Source organism: Streptomyces sp. WAC 01529, assembly GCF_003945545.1.
GTDB classification, from domain to species: domain Bacteria; phylum Actinomycetota; class Actinomycetes; order Streptomycetales; family Streptomycetaceae; genus Streptomyces; species Streptomyces anatolicus.
Genome location: NZ_CP029617.1, coordinates 6564099 through 6582580, shown reverse-complemented (window position 1 = coordinate 6582580; position 18482 = coordinate 6564099). Strand labels below are relative to the sequence as shown.

The 18482-nt window shown below is 73.5% G+C and carries 13 protein-coding genes; 9 read left to right on the top strand and 4 right to left on the bottom strand.

Annotated elements, in window-relative coordinates:
- The first annotated feature begins 7 nt into the window (after nt 1-7).
- The 3 genes from DMA15_RS29315 to DMA15_RS29305 are packed head-to-tail and all read left to right on the top strand — an operon-like array spanning nt 8 to nt 4077.
- Nucleotides 8-1465 carry a hypothetical protein gene (locus tag DMA15_RS29315; RefSeq protein WP_125515729.1) on the top strand — a complete coding sequence of 486 codons (1458 nt, stop codon included), beginning with the start codon at nt 8-10 and terminating at the stop codon, nt 1463-1465.
- On the top strand, nt 1462-1953 hold the full coding sequence (locus tag DMA15_RS29310) for a hypothetical protein (RefSeq protein WP_125515728.1): 492 nt from the start codon (nt 1462-1464) through the stop codon (nt 1951-1953). Before DMA15_RS29315 ends, DMA15_RS29310 begins: the two co-directional genes overlap by 4 nt.
- A 3-nt stretch (nt 1954-1956) precedes the next feature.
- Complete coding sequence (locus DMA15_RS29305; RefSeq protein WP_125515727.1) at nt 1957-4077, top strand: hypothetical protein; 2121 nt, start codon at nt 1957-1959, stop codon at nt 4075-4077.
- Between the two features lie 12 nt (nt 4078-4089).
- Here DMA15_RS29305 and DMA15_RS29300 read toward each other — a convergent pair whose 3' ends face one another.
- The 4 genes from DMA15_RS29300 to DMA15_RS36815 all read right to left on the bottom strand — a co-directional run bounded on the left by DMA15_RS29300 (nt 4090) and on the right by DMA15_RS36815 (nt 9732).
- Nucleotides 4090-5439, bottom strand: coding sequence for a protein kinase (locus DMA15_RS29300; protein ID WP_206302867.1), 1350 nt, complete (start codon nt 5437-5439; stop codon nt 4090-4092).
- 59 nt (nt 5440-5498) lie between these two features.
- A complete protein-coding gene (locus DMA15_RS29295) occupies nt 5499-6356 on the bottom strand; it encodes a protein phosphatase 2C domain-containing protein (RefSeq protein ID WP_164551848.1) in 858 nt (285 codons plus the stop codon).
- An 83-nt stretch (nt 6357-6439) separates the two neighbouring features.
- Nucleotides 6440-7099, bottom strand: coding sequence for a tellurium resistance protein (locus DMA15_RS29290; RefSeq protein ID WP_125518069.1), 660 nt, complete (start codon nt 7097-7099; stop codon nt 6440-6442).
- A gap of 107 nt (nt 7100-7206) precedes the next feature.
- Nucleotides 7207-9732 carry a GTPase-associated protein 1-related protein gene (locus DMA15_RS36815; RefSeq protein WP_164551847.1) on the bottom strand — a complete coding sequence of 842 codons (2526 nt, stop codon included), beginning with the start codon at nt 9730-9732 and terminating at the stop codon, nt 7207-7209.
- Between the two features lie 227 nt (nt 9733-9959).
- On the opposite strand from DMA15_RS36815, the gene DMA15_RS29280 reads away from it, so the two are divergent.
- The 6 genes from DMA15_RS29280 to DMA15_RS29255 all read left to right on the top strand — a co-directional run bounded on the left by DMA15_RS29280 (nt 9960) and on the right by DMA15_RS29255 (nt 18442).
- The gene (locus tag DMA15_RS29280; RefSeq protein WP_125518068.1) at nt 9960-10820 is read left to right on the top strand and encodes an alpha/beta hydrolase; all 861 of its coding nucleotides are present in this window, start codon (nt 9960-9962) and stop codon (nt 10818-10820) included.
- 211 nt (nt 10821-11031) lie between these two features.
- On the top strand, nt 11032-12309 hold the full coding sequence (locus DMA15_RS29275; protein WP_125515725.1) for a cytochrome P450: 1278 nt from the start codon (nt 11032-11034) through the stop codon (nt 12307-12309).
- 122 nt (nt 12310-12431) lie between these two features.
- Nucleotides 12432-13706: a DUF1266 domain-containing protein gene (locus tag DMA15_RS29270; protein WP_125515724.1), complete on the top strand. Its 1275-nt coding sequence runs from the start codon at nt 12432-12434 to the stop codon at nt 13704-13706.
- 161 nt (nt 13707-13867) lie between these two features.
- The gene (locus DMA15_RS29265; protein ID WP_125515723.1) at nt 13868-14914 is read left to right on the top strand and encodes a LacI family DNA-binding transcriptional regulator; all 1047 of its coding nucleotides are present in this window, start codon (nt 13868-13870) and stop codon (nt 14912-14914) included.
- Complete coding sequence (locus DMA15_RS29260; RefSeq protein WP_125515722.1) at nt 14911-16497, top strand: sugar ABC transporter ATP-binding protein; 1587 nt, start codon at nt 14911-14913, stop codon at nt 16495-16497. Before DMA15_RS29265 ends, DMA15_RS29260 begins: the two co-directional genes overlap by 4 nt.
- Nucleotides 16487-18442, top strand: coding sequence for a substrate-binding domain-containing protein (locus DMA15_RS29255; protein ID WP_125515721.1), 1956 nt, complete (start codon nt 16487-16489; stop codon nt 18440-18442). Before DMA15_RS29260 ends, DMA15_RS29255 begins: the two co-directional genes overlap by 11 nt.
- The last annotated feature ends 40 nt before the right edge of the window (nt 18443-18482 follow it).

Here is an 18482-nt window from a genome sequence, read left to right as displayed (position 1 = left end):
AACCCGCTTGACGCCCGCACAACTGCTCGACAAAGCCTTGATCATCAAGGAGTTGAGACGGCTCGCCGCCCTGCCCGCACTGGAGCCGCGCGGTGCCGAACTGACCGCCCTGCACCGGGACATGGGCTCGATGACCCGGCTCGACAGCTGGGCGGAGGTCGACCTCGTGCAGACGTACGTACGACCGGAGAGCGTACGTACACCCCCCGAACAGGCTTCCTGGCGCCGCGACCGGCTCCTTGAGGCGGTCCTCGGGGTGCTCGTCTTCATTCCGCTCCTGATCACCTGGTTCGGCCTGCGGGAGGCCGTGCGGGCGTACGGCGAGCTGGCGAAGGAGGACTCCGACCAGGCGACGCGTCCCTTCCTCCAGTTGTGGCAGACGGGCTTCGGCGGACATCTGTCGGCGCTCGGCCGGTTCGAGAACGTGGCGCTGATGGCCGTGCTCCTCATCGCCCTGCTCGTGGCGCTCTCGGTGTGGCACGCGCGCGTGCGGGTGCGCTCCGAGCGCGAGGACGAGGCGCGGGAGGCGGAACGGGAGCGGCTCCTCGCCGAGCTGGCGTCGGTGCTCACCCGTACGCAGATGCTGCTCGCGCCGTACCGCAGCGCGTCGCCGCTGCAGTTCATCGCGGAGCTGAGGGAGGCCGCCAAGGAGATGCGTGACGTGTCGGCGAAGGCGGAGCGGAGCCACAAGGCGCTCAGCGGGGCCACGGCGTCCGTGGGCCAAGCGACGGACGCCCTGAAGAACGCGGCGCTCTCCCTCACCACGGAGGTGCCGAAGCTCGGCGCCGCCGCCGACCGCATCAACACCACCCTGCGCGACGGCACCGCGGCGACGGCGAAGGCGGGCCAGGCCAACGCGCTCGCGGCCCGCGGGATCGCCGACCACGTCAAGGCGGCGGGCGACACGGTCGAGGCCTCCCTGAAGGCGCTGGTCACCGCGCAGCAGACGCTCGTCACGAAGTCCGAGTCGGTGGCGAAGGCGACCGAACTGGCCTCGCGGGCCCTGGTGTCGAGCACCGGCCGCACGGGCGACGCGGTGGACGGCATGCGCGAGGCCACGGAGCGGTGGGACGCGGCGGCGGCCCACTGGCAGGACGCGGCGGCCCGCCTCGACGCCCGCATGGACACGCTGGCGGCCGCCCTGCCCTCTCTGTCGGCGCGAGGCGGCGCGTACGCCCCGGGCGGGCCGGGAAGCGGGTACGGTCCGGGCGGCGGCCCCTTCGCCACGAACGGCGGCGCGCACCCGGGCGCGGGCCAACCGCGTGCCGGGCGAGCCGGGGCGGCCGACGGTGGCGCCGCCAACGGACATGCCGCCGAGAGCGGTTCCGCCGTGCCCGCGCAGTCCCTGCCCGCGGGGCCTCCGGTGGGCCCCGCTCCCGGTCCCCGCTCCGTTGACCAGCCCCTCGACGACCCTGTGACGACCCGGCTGCCCCCGCCCGCCCCGCGGGACGGAGGCTCCGCGTGAGCCGACGACGGCCGGGGCGCGGGCGAGGCGGGCGGTTCAGCGTGGTCTTCCTCGCGGGGTGGCTCTTCGCCGACCTGCTGCTCGTGCTCGCGCTGGTGTCGATGGCCGACCGCCCCGACCCGCAGGCCAACGACCGCCCCAAGCCCTCACCGTCGAAGGGCGGCAAGCCCTCCCCCACCCCGACCGGACCCCGGGCCGTGGACCGCGACCCGGAGGAGTTCAAGGTCTCGGGCCGGGACAAGGACGCCCTCGTCTCGCAGATCTCGAAGGGCACCCGGAAGTGGTCGGGCCGCACGGCCGCGCTCGTACTGACCTTCGGCGGCGGTCCGAACGGCACGACCTACGCCCATCGCGTCAACGGCATGCTCGGCAAGGGGCGTCCGGACATGTTCACCAAGAAGACGGCGACGGACGACTTCCACAACCTCGGCAAGCGCCCGGAGACCGCCGTCGTCCGCGTGTACTTCTACACCGCGCCGGGCGGCTGAGCCATGGCGGTCCTGCGCCCCGGTGAGCCCCCGAAGGCGAGCGGCAGCCGCCCGCCGCTGCCCGCCCTGCCCCGCTGCCCCGGCATGCGGGGGTACGTCGATCTGCGCGCGGCCATGCGGAAGGCGGGCTTCCGGCATGCGGCGGACGCACTGCGGGCGCCGGTGGCCGCGCCCGCGACGGACGCCCTCTTCGGCACGCTCCCGAGAGCCGACAAGGACGAGGGCTTCCGTGTGCTCGACGGCCTCTGGTTCCCCGGCCGAGGCGGCATCTGGCACCGCGTCGACCGGCCCTACGTCCAGCAGGCGCGGGCCCGTTGGCAGGCCTCCGGGGGCCCGCGCGGCCACCAGGCCGCCGCCTTGGTGGACGTGCTCGAGACGGTCCTGCTCGACGACGCGATGGGTCTGCGCCGCCTCGTCCTGTGGGAGGTGTGCTGCCTCCTCGTGGACGGCGGCGAGAGCCCGGCGGCGGCCGACGCGGTGGCGCTCGGCGTGCACCGCAGCGAGGCGGGGCAGCTCGCCGCCGCGGTGAGCGCCGGGTTCCCCGCGGCGGGCCCCGCCCGGCACGCCGCCGAGACCCTCAACGACGTATGGCCGGGCGTGCGGCTGCGCGAGGCGGAGCGGGTCGTGGCGCGGCTGCCGCGCGGCTCCGGCTATCCGGACGGGCCGGCCGACCACCGGCTGGCCGCGCTCGTCGACTCGGTCCGCGCGCGGGCCGCCGAGGTGGACCGGCTCACCGCCGAGGCCGCGCGCTCCGAGGCCGCGGGCGCGCTGCGCGCCGCCGCCACCGCCCGGCTCGGCGCGCTGCGCCTCGCGCGGGACGACCCGGACGCCCAGACCGAGCTGCTGCGCGTGGCCACGCTCCTCGCCGACGACCCCTTCGCCCCGGCGGAGGCCGAGGTCGAGGCGGTGACCGACGACCGGACCGTACGCCTGTCCTGGTGCGCGCCGCAGCGCCGCGCCGACGGTGTGACGTACCGCGTGCTGCGCTTTCCCGACGGCGCGCCCCACCTGGCGGTCGAGACGGCCGCGGGTGAGTCGGGCGCGAGCGCGGGGGGTGTGGGTGCGGCGGGCCCGGGCAGTGTCGACACCGACGCCCCGGTGGGCCGTCCGCTGCGGTACGCCGTCGTGCCGCTGCGCCGCGACCGCATCGCCGGGGTGCCGCGCGTCACGGGTCCCGTGCTGCTCACGCCCGTGGTGACGGAGCTGCGCGCCACCGTCGTGCCGGGCGGGGTGCGGCTGCGCTGGCGGCCCGACCCGGCGGCGGTCGAGGTGCGGGTGACCCGCTCGGGCTTCGGTGACGCCGCCGAGGGCTGGGGTGGCGCGTCGCTGGTGCGGGTGCCCTGCGCTCACGACCGGTTGCTCGACGCGCCCCTGGCCCCGGGGACGTACACCTACGAAGTGCGCTGCGGCTACCGCGATCCGGACGGCGACCTCGTGTGGTCCCGTGGCGTCACCCTCACCGAACGCGCCGAGCAGTGGCCCTCCCCGGTGGAGGAACTCACCGTGCGGCGGCACGCGGACGGCGAGCGCGTGACCATCGCCTGGCGGCCGCCGGCGGTCGGCGACGGGCTGCTCCTGCCCTGGACGGCGGGCCCCGTCTCGCCGGGCACGGACGTGTCGCACCTGGTGGGCGCGGTGGAACACCTCCCGGCGACCTCGGTCGGCGCCGAATCGTGTGCCGAGCTGACACCGCGCCCCGAGCAGTGCGTGCGCGTGACGGCGGTGAGCGTGCTCGGCGGGCGGGCCGTGTCCGGCCCGAGCATGCTCATCGAACACCCGGCGCCGGTCCGCGATCTGACGGTACGTCGGCTGGCGGCCGACCGCGCCGAGTTGCACTTCGACTGGCCGGAACCGGCGGTCCTTGTCCGCGTGACATGGAGCGACGGGCTGCGGGGCGGGGAGCGGTGCGTGCCGCGCAGCGCGCTGGCGGCCGGGCGGGTGGAGATCGCCGTCTCCGCCGAGGAGTGCGTGGTCACCGCGGTGCCGCTGCCCCGCCCCGACGCGGTCGCGATCGCCACGCCCCCGGCCCAGGCGACACTCCCCGCGGCACCCCCGCCGCCGCTGCCGCCGGCGCCGCCCTGGTGGCGGGGGTGGTGGCGGCGCTGGCGGCGTCCCCGGCCGTGAGGCGGCTGCGCGTCACTCCTTGACCACGGCCTCCGTGCCGCCCCCGAACTCGATGAGCAGCCCGGTGCGCAGGGCGATCGTCCTGCCCGGGTCCACGTCCCGGACCGTGCCGTCGTCCTTGCGGGCCGTCCACACCGACTTCGTACGGTTGGTGAGGCCGAACCGCCCGCGCTGCTGAGGGTGTTCGGTGACCTCGCCGACCACCGCGGTGAAGTCGTGGCGGTCGGGGTCCTCGCGCAGATGGTGGGCGTAGACGCGGGCGCTGGGGGCGAGCCGGATGCCGCGGCGGGTGCGCAGGGCGCCGGTACCGGTGACCAGTTCCAGGCGCGGCGGCAGGGTGAGGGTCGTGCGGCACTTCCAGCAGTTGGGCGGGGCGCCGTCCGGCTGGGTGAGGTTCTGCTTGCCGCACGCGCCGCACTGCGTGATGGCGTCCAGGACCTGGCTGAGCGCCTCGCGCCACTGCGACTCGCGCACCCGCAGGGAGGGGTTGTGCAGGCCGTCCGTGAAGGTGCGCACGAACAGGTCGCGCAGGATCTGCGGCAGCGCGTTCCAGCTGGCCACGACGGTCGGCTGCTCGCTGGGCACCGGGCGGTTGCGGGTGTCCTTGGGGTCGTACACGAAGACGGGATCCGTGCCGTAGAGCCTGCGTTTGGCCGCCATGTCGAGGCAGCGGATGTTCAGCTCCAGGGCGCCGTTGAGCGGGTGGTCGTTCATCAGGAGGTAGAAGAGGAGCACGGCGAGCGAGTGCAGGTCGCTCTGGGTGCCGGGCTGGGTGCCCTTGTCGCCGCGGACCAGCTCGGGCGCCATGAAGTCCATGGTGCCCGCGACGCCCGCCTCGGCGCCCTCCACGACCGCGTTGTCGTTGTCGCAGACCAGGACGTCACCGGTGCGCGGGTCGAAGAAGATGTTGCCCCAGTTGATGTCGCGGTAGGCGATGCCCCGGGAGTGCAGCGCGCGGTACGCCTCGACGGTGTGCAGCGCCACGGTCACCAGCGTGCGCATCGTCGCGGCGGAGACCGAGGGGTCGCGGCGGAAGAGGGCGGGCAGATCGCAGAAGCGGGCGGGCCGTACGTCCATCAGATAGCCGAAGCCGGGCTGCTTGCCCTCGGGGTCCATCACGATGGAGCGCGGCCACAGGAAGCGGTCGTCGTCCCAGCCCTTGGCGATGAGCCCTTCGAGGATCTCCCGCTGGCGGGCGTCGGCCAGTTGGGGGTAGTACCACTTCACCGCGCGGTCGCCGGTGGGCGTCATGACGCGGTAGACCTCGCCCTGGCCCCCGGAGCCGAACAACTCGGCGACCTTCAGCTTCTCCCCCGACTCGGCCACCAGGGTCTTTCCGGCGGCGAGCATGCCGTTCACCATTCTGTTCCTCTCTGCCCTTCTGCCCTTACGATCTCTCTGGCCTTACGGTCTTTCTGCCCTTACGATTCGTCGCCGCGCCGTGCGGGTACCGCGACGGCGCCCACGAGGGTCGTGTCGTCGCCGGAGAACTGCGCGGCCCGCGCCAGCCAGTCCGGCAGCTGGCTCTGGACCGCCGCGACGCCCTGCTCGGCGGCGCGGCCGCTGACGCCCGTGGCGAAGTCCAGGAACCCCTGGTGGTCGGCGAAGCTCTTGGAGAGCCCGTCGGTGGAGAGCAGCACGCACGGCGGGGCGCCGCCCGTGAACGGCTGCCAGTGCGCGCGCGTCTTGCGCCAGGGTTCGGGCGCGCAGAGCGAGTCGGTCTCGTCGCCCATGTCGGGTCCGGTGGAGAGCGGGGTGTGCGGGACGCCCTCGTCGTCGACGAACACGATGTCGCCGTCGCCCAACTGCCAGCAGAACACCATGCGTTCGGTGAGCACCGCGCCCAGGAGCGTGCTGCCGTAGGCGGCGAGGTCCGGGGGCTCCTTGCGGTCGCGCTCCGTCTCCGCGCGACCCAGCCGGCGCGAACGGGCGCCGTGTGCGGGCGAGTTGCGGTCGTGCAGAACGGCCCATTCGTGCCAGCGGTGGCCGACCTGCTGCGGCAGGCGGCGCGCCTCCTCGCGCAGCCCGGTCCAGCCCGAGGCGTCATCGCCGACGCGTATCACCTCGTACGCGAAAGTCCTCGCGCACGCCGTGAACTCCTCGATCGCCCAGCGCGCCCCGAGGTCGCTGCGGAAGTGGGCGGCGCTGCCGTGCCCGTCGGCGACCGCGAGGACGACCGCGCGGCCCCCGGCGACGGGCAGGGCGACGCCGCGGTCCTGGCTGTACTTCTTGGCCACGCCCTTGACCGCACCGCTGAGCAGCGCCCAGGGTGCGGCCACCGCGGGGTCTCCTATGGGGCCTTCCGTGGGGCTTTCTGTGGGGCCGAATGCCGGATCCGGTCCGGCCGCCGTCTGCGGTCCGGTCACCAGATGTCGTCTTCGCCCTTGGTCATCGACGGGACGTCGATCGGCGTCGCGGGCTTCGAGCCGTCGTCGACCTTCGGCGTGGAGGCGTCCTTGACGACCGCGGTGGACATCCAGCGGATGGCCGCGGCGAGCTGGCGGGGGTTCTTCGCCTGGAGCGGCTCCAGTTCGGGGTTGCCGAGGAACTCCTTGAGCATGCTCTTGTCGGCGTCGTCACCAATGGCGACCGCGACGCGCACGGCCCGCTTGCCCCACGGGGTGGCGTCGATGGCGCGCAGTCCGGCGCGCCAGTCGTCGGTGGGCTGCCCGTCGGAGGCGAGGGCGAGCACCGGGGGCAGGGCGCGCTGCGGCATCGGCGGCGTCTGGAGCGCGCCGGCCGCCAGCTTGAAGGCGGCGCCCATGTCCGTACCGCCGTAGATGTGCACGTCCTCCCAGGAGAACTGGTCGACCGGCGTGGGGTCGCTGACGTGCCAGCTCGCCCCGCTGGCGAAGGTGATGGCCCGCACGAGCAGGGAGGCGGCGGGGTTGGACTGGGCGGCCTGCTGCATCTCGGGGATGGCCTCGCGGATGGCGAAGTTCAGCTCGCCGATCTTGCCGTTCACGCCCATGGAGCCCGAGCAGTCGAGCATCCAGATGAAGTGCACGGGGCGGCTTGCCATGCTTCCGCCGGGGAAGTTGTCGACGACGACGGTCTCGCTGGTGTCGCTCACGCTGGTCCTTTCCTGTGGAGCGCGAAGGGTGCGGGGGGCGGGGTCGGGGGCGCGGGTCATTCGCCCTTGGGCTCGGGCCGGGGCTCTGTCGAGGTCTCGGGCCGGGGCTCGGTCCAGGTCTCGGGCCGGGGCTCTGTCCGCTGCCTGATCCGGTGGCGCCAGGCCGTCCATTCCTGCACGTCCTGGTTCTTCCTCTCGAGGACGGTGGCCACCCGGCCGAGCTGGTCGTCGTCCATGTACGCGAGGACGGGCGCGAGGACCTGGTCGAGCAGTTCCTCGGCGACCTTGTTCCACTCCTCGCTGACGCCGTGCCGCCGCCGGGGCCGCCAGAGGTAGAAGTACGCGGCCGTCTCGGCGGGTTGCGCGGGCAGTTCGCGCAGCAGACGGTCGCGGGTGCGGTCATCGAGTAAGTACGCGCGGTAGGGCCGCAGCAGTTCCCGTCCGGCGGCGAAGAGGATCCGGCCGCCCCGGGAGTCGCACACGTCGAGAGGGTTCGCCCGGGCGAGGGCGTGGCCCACCCGCTCCTCGATTCCCTGGCGCAGGACCAGGCCCGGCTGCGGGGCCTTGCGGAACAGCTCGCCGAGGCGGTCGACGGCGGGGCGGGTGAGCGGCGTCCGGCCGTCGGCGAGGTCCTGGGCGGTCACGAGCAGGGTGGCGGTGTGGCGGTCGCCCGCTCCGAGTTTGGTGTCGCCGCTCATCGCCCGGGCGAACTCCACCAGCTCCGCGTCGCAGTGGTCCGGCTCCCGCAGCCAGCCGATGACGCGGCGGCCGAGATCCGCCTCGACGATCAGGCGGGGCGTGCAGGTGCGCACGATCCAGGGCTGCTCGGCTCGGTCCGGCGGGCTGGTGCGCCACACGATGTGCCACAGCAGGCCCAGCGTCGTCCTGTCCTCGACCCTCTGCTTGGGGAGCAGTTCGGTGAGCCGCTTGAACAGTTCGGCGCCGCGCAGGCGGTCCGGGGGGCCGTGCCAGTGCGCGGCGGCCGCGGCGAGGCGGACGGTGAGCGGCGCCTCGTCGATGTGCCGTCGCAGCCAGTCGCCCTGCGGGGAGTCCGCCAGCTCACGCAGGCGGTCGAGTTTGCGCTCGGTGAAGTCCTTGATGAGCAGGCGCAGCACCCGGCGGGTGAGCGGAGGGTGGTCGACCTCTTCGAGGACCCGCACCGCGTGGGCGCAGTCGCCGCGGTCGGGGCGCAGCAGTGCTGCCGCGAGCCGGTTCATGGCCTCGGCGAGCCCGGGTCCGCCGTCGGCGCCCACGGCGAGGGCGAGCCGCAGCGGCTGCGTCAGGGCGGGCAGGGGGCCGCGGAGGCTACGGCGCAGGGCGTCATCCGCGCGGTCGCCGTACTCCTCGCGCAGCTGCCGCCAGGCCTCCTGGCCGAGGGGCAGCCCTTCGAGGGCGGCGAGGTCGGGCAGGGTGCCGCGGGTGCGGGGCGCGTCGAGGTGGTGCTTGACGAGGGCGAGGGCCAGCGGGCGGGCGGCGACGGCTTGGTCGCCTTCGAGTCCCCTGCAGAGCCGGTCGAGGTCGGCGAGGGCGCGGGAGTCGCTCTCACCGCGCGTCACGGCCTCGGCGAGGGCGTCGAAGACCGCGCGGAGCGAGTCGCCGCTGAGCCCGGCGAGGTCGGCGCCCGCGGGGATCCCCGCGGAACCCGCGTCGCCGCTTCCGCCACTGACCTCGGCTCCGCCGCCTCCGGTCCCGCCTCCGCTCTTGTCGGGGATGAGCGGGAGCAGCGCGAAGGCGTCGTCGGGGGGCGGGACAGCTCCGGGGGCGGGGCGCGGCGGGTTCCCGGAGATCCAGCGTTCGGCGGTGAGCTGGGCCCAGGGGTCGTAGTCGGGGGGTGGGCTCTGGGGGCCACCGGTGCCGTCGTGCACGCGGTACAGGTACGTGACCGTGGCGGGGTCGGTCCGGTCCAAGGCCGCCTCGGCCGTATCCGGGCCGATTCCGATGATCTGCTGCGGGGCGTCGTGCGGGGCGGCGGTCCAGGTGGTGAACGTCAGCAGCGGGACGTAGGCCTCGGGCAGCGAGGCGCAGGCGAGCGCGATCCAGCGGGCCACGGTCTCGGAGTCCTCCTCGACGAGGACGATCTGCCGGCCGGCGGGGTCACCGAAGAGGCGGCGCACGTCGGCGAGGAAGGGCGCGACACGGTCCGCGCGCTCCCGGGCGAACTCCACCAGGCGCTCGTGGTCGAAGTGCGCCTCGGGGGCGGGCAGTTCCTCGGGCACGGGCAGTTCGGACTCGACGAACCCGGCGCCGAGCGCCTCGCCCGCGCCCGGCTCCCAGGCGGCCGAACGCCAGGTGTCGATCGGCCAGACAGGCCCGGGCCCCGGTGTGTCCGCGCTCAGGTGCAGCGCCTCCACGCGCTGGCCGGGCAGCGCCGCGCACAGGAGGCGGCCGCCGTCCGGGAGCAGGCTGTAGCTCAGCTCGGAGCCCGCTCCGATGACGCGTTCGACGGCGGGCCCGAACTCTCCGGGCTCCCCACGTCCCTGCCCCTCCCCCCTTCCCTGCCCCTCCATCTCGGCGGGGATCAGCCGGACGGCTCCGGTGTTCGGCTCCTGGTCGAGCCGGTAGCTGAGGCGACGGATGGCCATGCCACATTCTGACCACCCACGGCACCGCCCCGCAGGCCGTCCGGCAAGTTCACCCCGGCCTTCCCGCGCACCACCCGTACCGGTGACGCCCCGCAGCCCCGCCAGCGCGGCCCCGCTCCCCTCCGCCGCCACCGGGCGCCCTTGCGCGGCGCGGAGGTTGGGGTCACCGTGGTCGCGGGCCGGCGCCGACCGGTGTCGCCCGGACCGTGCCGGCGATCGGAGTCGATGTGGCCTCCTTCCAGCTCCCCCGCACCCTGCTCGGCGAAGGCCCGCACAAGGTGATCGCGGTCCATGGCTGGTTCGCCGACCGCTCGGCGTACGATCCCGTGCTCGCCGATCTCGACGCGGGCGCGTTCCAGTACGCGGTGGTTGACCTGCGGGGCTACGGCGAGGCGAAGGACGCGGTCGGCTCGTACACGACGGGTGAGGGCGCGGCCGACGTCCTTGACCTCGCCGACCGGCTCGGCTGGGAGCGGTTCTCGCTGGTCGGCCACTCGATGGGCGGCAGCGTCGCCCAGCGGGTCCTGGCCATGGCCCCGCGCCGGGTGCGCCGCCTGGTCGGGGTGTCGCCCGTCCCCGCCTCAGGGCTACGGCTCTCGCCCGAGCAGGGGGAGTTGTTCGCCTCCGCCGCGCACTCCCCGGCGGCCCGGCGCGCGATCATCGACTTCACCACGGGCGGCGTACGCCCCGGCGCCTGGCTGGACCGCATGGTGACCCGCTCCCTCACGGTCAGCGACCCCAAGGCGTTCCGGGCCTGGCTGGACTCCTGGGCGGGCGAGGACTTCCACACCGAGGTCACGGGCTCACCCGTGCCGGCGCTGGCCATCACGGGCGCGCTGGACCCGGCGCTGTCGGCGGACCTGATGCGGGGCACGTGGCTGAGGGCGTACCCCCAGGGCGAACTGGCGGAGCTGCCGGGCGCGGGCCACTACGCGATGGACGAGACGCCCCTAGAACTGATCCGCACGGTGGAGGACTTCCTGCGCGCGGACGACGGGCCCCTGGGCCGCGGCGACGGCACGGCCAGGACGGCAACAAGCACAGAGCACGAAAACACCCCGCCAGGGGCGCGGGGAACGGCACGATGACGGCCCACGACCGACACATGAGCGGCACAGACAAGGCGGCGGCAAGAAGCACAGGGGCCGAAAGCACCCCGCCAGGGGCGCGAGGAACTGCGCGAGAACAGACCACAACCAGCAGTCCCCCACAGCCACCAGCCCCAACGGACACAGACCACACGGACAAGGGCGGCACATACACACACCCCGAGGACACAGCACACCGAGGCTCCGCCACATGAAGGCACCGCGCCCCGGCGCGGAGGCCCCCGTCGTCCCCGACGTCTTCGATCCTCGGGTGTACGCCAACGGGCCGCCCCACCACCGCTACCGCGTCCTGCGCGATCACCACCCCGTCGCCTGGCAGGAGGAGCCCGAGGTGCTGGGCTGGCCGGCCGGGCCGGGGTTCTGGGCCGTCACCCGGCACGCCGACGTCGTCCGCGTCCTCAAGGACCCCGCCACCTTCTCCTCCCACCTGGGCGCCACGCAGATCCGCGACCCCGCCCCGGCCGACCTGCCGTTCATCCGGCGCATGATGCTCAATCAGGACCCGCCCGCCCACGGCCGCCTGCGCAGGCTGGTGAGCCGGGCGTTCACCCCGAAGCGGGTGGAGCGGTTCGAGGAGCGCGCGCGGGAGCGGGCGCGTACTCTCCTCGCCGAAGCCCTGACGCGGGCCCGCGCGGGCGACGGCACGTTCGATGTCGTCACCACCGTCACCGACGACTACGCCCTGCTCAACCTCGCCGACCTCCTCGGCGTCCCGCCGGACGACCGCGGCCTCCTGCTCCACTGGACGCGGCGCGTCATCGGCTACCAGGACCCCGACGAGGCGGCACCGACCGCGCACGGCCCCGACGGCGCGCCCCTCGACCCGCGCTCGCCCGCGATGCTGGGCGACATGTTCGACTACGCGCGGACGCTGGCCGCGTACAAGCGCGGCCACCCCGCCGACGACATCCTGACGACCCTCGCCACCGACGCCGAACTCGACGCCCCTGAGCTGGAGATGTTCTTCTTCCTGCTCACGGTCGCGGGCAACGACACCGTGCGGAGCGCCGCGCCGGGCGGGCTGCTCGCGCTCGCCGAGAGCCCCGGCGAGTACGAGCGGCTGCGCGGCGGGGCGGTCGGGGCCGCCACCGCCGTGGACGAACTGCTGCGCAGGCACCCGCCGGTGCTCAGTTTCCGGCGCACCGCGGCCCGTGACACCGAACTGGCGGGGACGCCGATCGCGGCCGGGGACAAGGTCGTCGTCTTCCACGCCTCCGCCCACCACGACGAGCGCGTCTTCACCGACCCGCACCGCCTGGACCTGTCCCGCTCGCCCAACCCCCATGTGGCGTTCGGCGAGGGCCCGCACGTCTGCCTGGGCGCGCACTTCGCCCGCCTCCAACTGCGCGTCTTCTACGAAGAGGTGGCCCGCGCCCTGCCCCGGCTGCGGCTCGCGGCGCCTCCCCACCGGCTGGTGTCGCACTTCATAAACGGCTTGAAGTCGCTGCGGTTCGAGGTCTCCGCGTAGGGTGCAAGATCCATTCGCGTGCGGCACGTGCAGCACGTACGGCACGTACGGCACCTGCGCACGTACGCACGTACGCACGTACGCACGCGGAACAGACCGGCCCCCGAAAGCGGAGAACGACCATGCACGCGGCAGCCGACGCCGAGGACGAGTTCCACGACGAGATCTTCCCGTTCGTCCCCGCTCCGGAGGACGGCAGCCGGTGGCAGGCCCCCGCCGACCTCGAAGAGCACCTGTACGAACTCCGCGAGGCCGACGACGCGTACACCTATCTGCGGGCCGTCGCCGTCGCGGGCCTGTACCGGCCGGTGGCGCTGCACGAGAAGGACCCCGGCGCGGACGCGAGCCCGCTGCTCACCGTCGACCTGCCGGACGGCCGCAAGGCGGCGCAGGTCTACACCGCGGGGCTGCTGCCGCGCCCGCACCCCGCCGTCGTGTACGAGTTCGTGACGCTCGGCGCGCTCGCCGAGGGCTGCCCCGACGACGTGGACATCCTGGTGGTCAACGCGGCGACCCCGTGCGAGCAGTACTACCTCACCACCGACGAGGAGCGGCAGGTCTGGGCCGACCTGCACGAGCGCCACCACCGCGACGGCGGCCTCGGCGACCGCATCGAGACCCGCCGCACGGGGGCGCCCGAGCCGGGCCCGCTGCTGCACGGCCTCGCCTGCGGCGCGCACCTGTGCTTCGCCAACGGCGACCCGTGGAACACGCTCGACTGGCACGGCGCGGGCCACCACAACGAGGTGGAGCGCCTGGCCGAGTCCTGGGGCGTGCGCGGCCGCGAGCAGTGGCTGGCCACCCAGGAGCGGCTTCTCACCCGCGAAGTCAGCCCCTGGTACTGGGACTTCGTCCTGGGTGCCCGTCTCGCGGTGCTTGCCGAGGTCGGGCCGCGGCTCGACCCGGAGCGGTGGCGGGAGTGCGTCGAGGTGACGCTGCGCAACCGCGTCGTGGAGACGGGCGGCCCCGACACCCCGCACCGGCCGGGCGACGATCCCGAACTGGACGACTTCGTCGCCGCCATGCGCGATCTGGTCGGGAAGATCCTGCGCTACGAGGCCCGTTTCCGCGCCGATGAGCTGCTGCCGCCCGACGGCTTCGTCCGCACGGTCGCGGCCTGGGACATCGGCCGCGCCTCCAAGATGGCCCGCTGGGGACGCGGCGCCCGGTACGCGACCGAGGCGGAGCTGCGCGCGGCGATCGAGCGTACGTCGCACGCCGCGCGGTCGGTGTACGGCTCGTGGGAGGAGTTCTCGGCGGGTTACATCCTGGGCCGGTGCCTCCACTTCGACGAGGAGTCGTTCGGTTCCTGGTACACGGACGTGCTGCACGCGCACCGCGCGCTGACGTCGGATCCGGACAGCCCCTGGCTGACGGTCCCGTTCCAGCCGAGCTGAGCCACCCGCCCCCTCCCCCGCCCCCCTCCTTCAGCCCCACGCCCGCCTTCATCACGATCAGGTCTCACTCGCCCCACCGGGCCCGCCACCCTCTTGCCACACCCTCGTGTAATCGATTCCAATCCTCCGTGTAATCGATTCCACAAGGAGGTGGACCGACGATGGCTCCCAGCTCGGGCTCCGTGAGCATCAAGGATGTCGCCGCCGAGGCAGGCGTCTCCGTCGCCACCGTCTCGCGCGTGGTGAACGGCCACCCCTCGGTCAGCCCCGCGTCCCGCGCCCGCGTGCTCGCCGCCGTCGAGGCGCTCGGCTACCGCCCCAACGCCGTCGCCCGCTCCCTGCGCACCGACCAGACCCGCACCCTCGGCCTGGTCATCAGCGACGTACTCAACCCGTACTTCACGGAGCTCGCCCGCTCCGTCGAGGAGGCGGCGCGCGCACTCGGCTACAGCGTGATCATCGGCAACGCCGACGAGCGCCCCGAGCTGCAGGACCACCACGTGCGGACCCTGCTCGACCGGCGGATCGACGGGCTGCTCGTCTCCCCCACCGACGGCGGCTCCCCGCTGATGCTCGACGCCGTGCGCGCCGGCACCCCCATGGTCTTCGTGGACCGGTGGATCCCCGGCGTGGACGTCCCCGTCGTCCGCTCCGACGGGCGGCAGGCCGTGCGTGACCTCGTCGCCCACCTGCACGGGCTCGGCCACCGCAGGCTCGCGATCATCGCGGGCCCGGCCGCCACCACGACCGGCAGCGAGCGCGTCGAGGCCTTCCGTGACGCGCTGCGCGAGCACGGCATCGCCCTGCCCGCCGCCTACATCGGCCAGGGCGACTTCCAGGCCGACAGCGGCCGCCGCGCCACCGAGCGCTTCCTCGCCCTGCCGGAGCCGCCCCAGGTCGTCTTCGCCGCCGACAACCTGATGGCGCTCGGCGCCCTCGACGCGATCCGCGCGCACGGCCTGCGCGTCCCGCACGACATCGGGCTCGCGGCCTTCGACGACATCCCCTGGTTCGTGCACACCGATCCGCCGGTCACCGCGATCGCCCAGCCGACCGGCGACCTCGGCCGGGCCGCCGTACGCGCCCTGATCGACCGGATCGAGGGCAGGAGCCCGCGGTCCGTGACCCTGCCCGCCCGCCTCGTCGTCCGCCGCTCGTGCGGCGAGGGCGCCGGCGAGGACACCTCCGTACGAAGGAGCAACCCGTGAGCGACCAGGCCGAGTTGCTGCGCATCGAAGGCATCCGCAAGACGTTCCCCGGCGTCGTCGCGCTCGACTCCGTCGACTTCGATCTGCGGCGCGGAGAGGTGCACGTCCTGCTCGGCGAGAACGGGGCGGGCAAGAGCACCCTCATCAAGATGCTCTCCGGGGCCTACCGCCCCGACAGCGGCCGCATCGTCGTGGACGGCGAGGAGGTGCGCATCCACGGCGCGCAGGACGCCGAACGGCTCGGCATCGCCACCATCTACCAGGAGTTCAACCTCGTCCCGGACCTCACCGTCGCCGAGAACATCTTCCTGGGGCGCCAGCCGCGCCGCTTCGGACTCGTCGACCGCAAGAAGATGGAGTCGGACGCCGAGGAGCTGCTGAAGCGGGTCGGCGTGCGGGTGTCGCCGCGCGCCAAGGTGCGTGAACTGGGCATCGCCCGGCTCCAGATGGTCGAGATCGCCAAGGCGCTGAGCCTGGACGCGCGCGTGCTCATCATGGACGAGCCGACCGCCGTGCTCACCTCCGAGGAGGTCGACAAGCTCTTCGCCATCGTGCGCACCTTGCGCGAGGACGGCGTGGGCATCGTCTTCATCACCCACCACCTCGATGAGATCGCCGCGCTCGGCGACCGCGTCACTGTGCTGCGGGACGGCCGCAGCGTGCGACAGGTGCCCGCCTCCACTCCCGAGGACGAACTCGTGCGTCTCATGGTGGGCCGCAGCATCGAGCAGCAGTATCCGCGCCAACGCCCGGACGCCGGGCCGCCGTTGCTGTCGGTCAAGGGGCTCACCCGCGACGGCGTCTTCCACGACGTGAGCTTCGAGGTGCGGGCCGGTGAGGTCGTCGGCCTCGCGGGGCTCGTCGGCGCGGGCCGCACCGAGGTGGCGCGCGCGGTCTTCGGCGCCGACCCGTACGACGCGGGCAGTGTCGGTGTGCGCGGGGAGCGGCTGCCCCGGCATGACGTGAACGCCGCGATGGGCGCGGGCATCGGCCTCGTACCGGAGGACCGCAAGGGCCAGGGCCTGCTCCTCGACGCGTCGGTGCGGGAGAACCTCGGCCTGGTGACGCTGCGGTCGGCGACCCGCGCCGGGCTCGTGGATCTCAAGGGCCAGGCGCGGGACGCGGCCCGGATCGCCGAGCAGCTGAAGGTGCGCATGGCCGGGCTCGGCCAGCACGTGCGCACGCTGTCCGGCGGCAACCAGCAGAAGGTCGTCATCGGCAAGTGGCTGCTCGCCGACGTCAAGGTGCTCATCCTCGACGAGCCGACGCGCGGCATCGACGTGGGCGCGAAGGTCGAGATCTACCAGCTGATCAACGAGCTGACCGCCTCCGGGCACGCGGTCCTGATGATCTCCAGCGACCTGCCCGAGGTGCTCGGCATGAGCGACCGGGTCCTGGTCATGGCGCAGGGCCGGATCGCCGGTGAACTGACCGCCGACGAGGCGACCCAGGACGCGGTGATGGCGCTCGCCGTCAGCACGGCGGCCCCGGCCGAAGAGGCGCGCGAGGCGCATGAGGCGCACGAGGCGCTCGACACGAACGTACGCAACGAAGAAGAAGCGGAGGGCTCCCGTGGCCACTGAAACCGTGAAGCGTGACGCGGGCGGCGCGGGTGGCACGGCCACGTTCCGCCGCGTCCTGCTCGACAACGGCGCGCTGAGCGCCCTGATCGTCCTGGTCGTGGCGATGTCGCTGCTCTCCGGCGACTTCCTCACCACCCAGAACCTGCTGAACGTCGGTGTGCAGGCGGCCGTGACCGCGATCCTCGCGTTCGGTGTCACATTCGTGATCGTCTCGGCGGGCATCGACTTGTCGGTCGGCTCGGTCGCCGCGCTGTCGGCCACCGTGCTCGCCTGGACGGCGACTTCGGAGGGGCTGCCGGTCTGGCTCGCGGTCGTCCTCGCGGTCGCCACGGGCATGGCGTGCGGGTTCGTCAACGGCCTGCTCGTGTCGTACGGGAAACTCCCGCCGTTCATCGCGACGCTCGCGATGCTCTCGGTGGCCCGCGGCCTCTCCCTGGTGATCTCGCAGGGCAGCCCGATCGCGTTCCCCGACTCGGTGTCGCACCTCGGTGACACGGTGGGCGGCTGGCTGCCGATCCCGGTGATCGTGATGGTCGTGATGGGCCTGGTGACGGCCGTCGTGCTCGGACGTACGTTCATCGGCCGCTCCATGTACGCGATCGGCGGCAATGAGGAAGCGGCCCGCCTCTCGGGCCTGCGCGTCAAGCGCCAGAAGCTCGTCATCTACGCGCTCTCCGGTCTCTTCGCCGCCGTCGCGGGCGTCGTGCTCGCCTCCCGGCTGGTCTCCGCGCAGCCGCAGGCCGCACAGGGGTACGAACTCGACGCGATCGCCGCGGTCGTCATCGGCGGCGCGAGCCTGGCGGGCGGCGTCGGCAAGGCGTCCGGCACGCTCATCGGCGCGCTGATCCTGGCGGTGCTGCGCAACGGCCTCAACCTCCTTTCCGTGTCGGCGTTCTGGCAGCAGGTCGTCATCGGCGTCGTCATCGCGCTCGCGGTCCTCCTGGATACGTTGCGCAGGCGGGCCGGGGCGACTCCGGGCGCCTCGTCAGGCGCGGCCGGGGGCATACGCGGCAAGGGGCCGCAGGCGGCGAAGTACGCGGTGGCCGCCGTGGTCGTGGCGGCCGCCGTCGGCGCGGTCTCCTTCTTCCACTCGGGCTCATCGGGCACGTCGACGAAGGTCGGCATGTCGCTTTCCACCCTCAACAACCCCTTCTTCGTGCAGATGAAGGAAGGCGCGCAGGCGGCGGCCGAGAAGGCGGGCGTGGAGCTGACCGTCACCGACGCGCAGAACGACGCCTCCCAGCAGACCAACCAACTCCAGAACTTCACCGGCGAGGGCGTGAAGTCGATCATCGTCAACCCGGTGGACTCCGACGCGGCGGGCCCGGCCGTGCGCGGCGCCAACAAGCAGGACATCCCCGTGGTCGCCGCCGACCGCGGGGTGAACAAGGCGCGGACGGCCACGCTCGTCGCCTCCGACAACGTGGCGGGCGGCAGGCTCGCCGCCAAGACCCTCGCCGAGAAGCTGGGCGGCAAGGGCAAGGTCGTCGTCCTCCAGGGCACGCCGGGCACCTCCGCGAGCCGTGAGCGCGGGCAGGGCTTCGCCGAGGGCATCAAGGCGTACCCCGGCATCGAGGTCGTCGCCAAGCAGCCCGCGGACTTCGACCGCACCAAGGGCCTGGACGTGATGACGAACCTCCTCCAGTCGAACAAGGGCGTCAACGGCGTCTTCGCCGAGAACGACGAGATGGCGCTCGGCGCGGTCAAGGCGCTCGGCGGCAAGGCGGGCACGTCCGTCCCGGTGGTCGGCTTCGACGGCACCCCCGACGGCCTCAAGGCGGTCGAGGCGGGCACGCTGTACGCGTCGGTGGCGCAGCAGCCCAAGGAGCTGGGCAGGATCGCCGTGGAGAACGCGGTGCGTGCGGCGGAGGGCAAGAAGGTCCGGGGGACGGTGAAGGTCCCGGTGAAGGTCGTCACGTCGAAGAACGTGAAGAATTTCTCCTGACCGCCCTCGCCCCATCACCGTACGAAAGCAGGAAGCAGCA

Coding starts and splice junctions, on each gene's coding strand:
- DMA15_RS36815 (WP_164551847.1), bottom strand. CDS start 9,732: ATGGCCATCCGTCGCCTCAGCTACCGGCTCGACCAGGAGCCGAACACC.
- DMA15_RS29265 (WP_125515723.1), top strand. CDS start 13,868: ATGGCTCCCAGCTCGGGCTCCGTGAGCATCAAGGATGTCGCCGCCGAG.
- DMA15_RS29305 (WP_125515727.1), top strand. CDS start 1,957: ATGGCGGTCCTGCGCCCCGGTGAGCCCCCGAAGGCGAGCGGCAGCCGC.
- DMA15_RS29300 (WP_206302867.1), bottom strand. CDS start 5,439: ATGGTGAACGGCATGCTCGCCGCCGGAAAGACCCTGGTGGCCGAGTCG.
- DMA15_RS29290 (WP_125518069.1), bottom strand. CDS start 7,099: ATGGCAAGCCGCCCCGTGCACTTCATCTGGATGCTCGACTGCTCGGGC.
- DMA15_RS29270 (WP_125515724.1), top strand. CDS start 12,432: ATGCACGCGGCAGCCGACGCCGAGGACGAGTTCCACGACGAGATCTTC.
- DMA15_RS29275 (WP_125515725.1), top strand. CDS start 11,032: ATGAAGGCACCGCGCCCCGGCGCGGAGGCCCCCGTCGTCCCCGACGTC.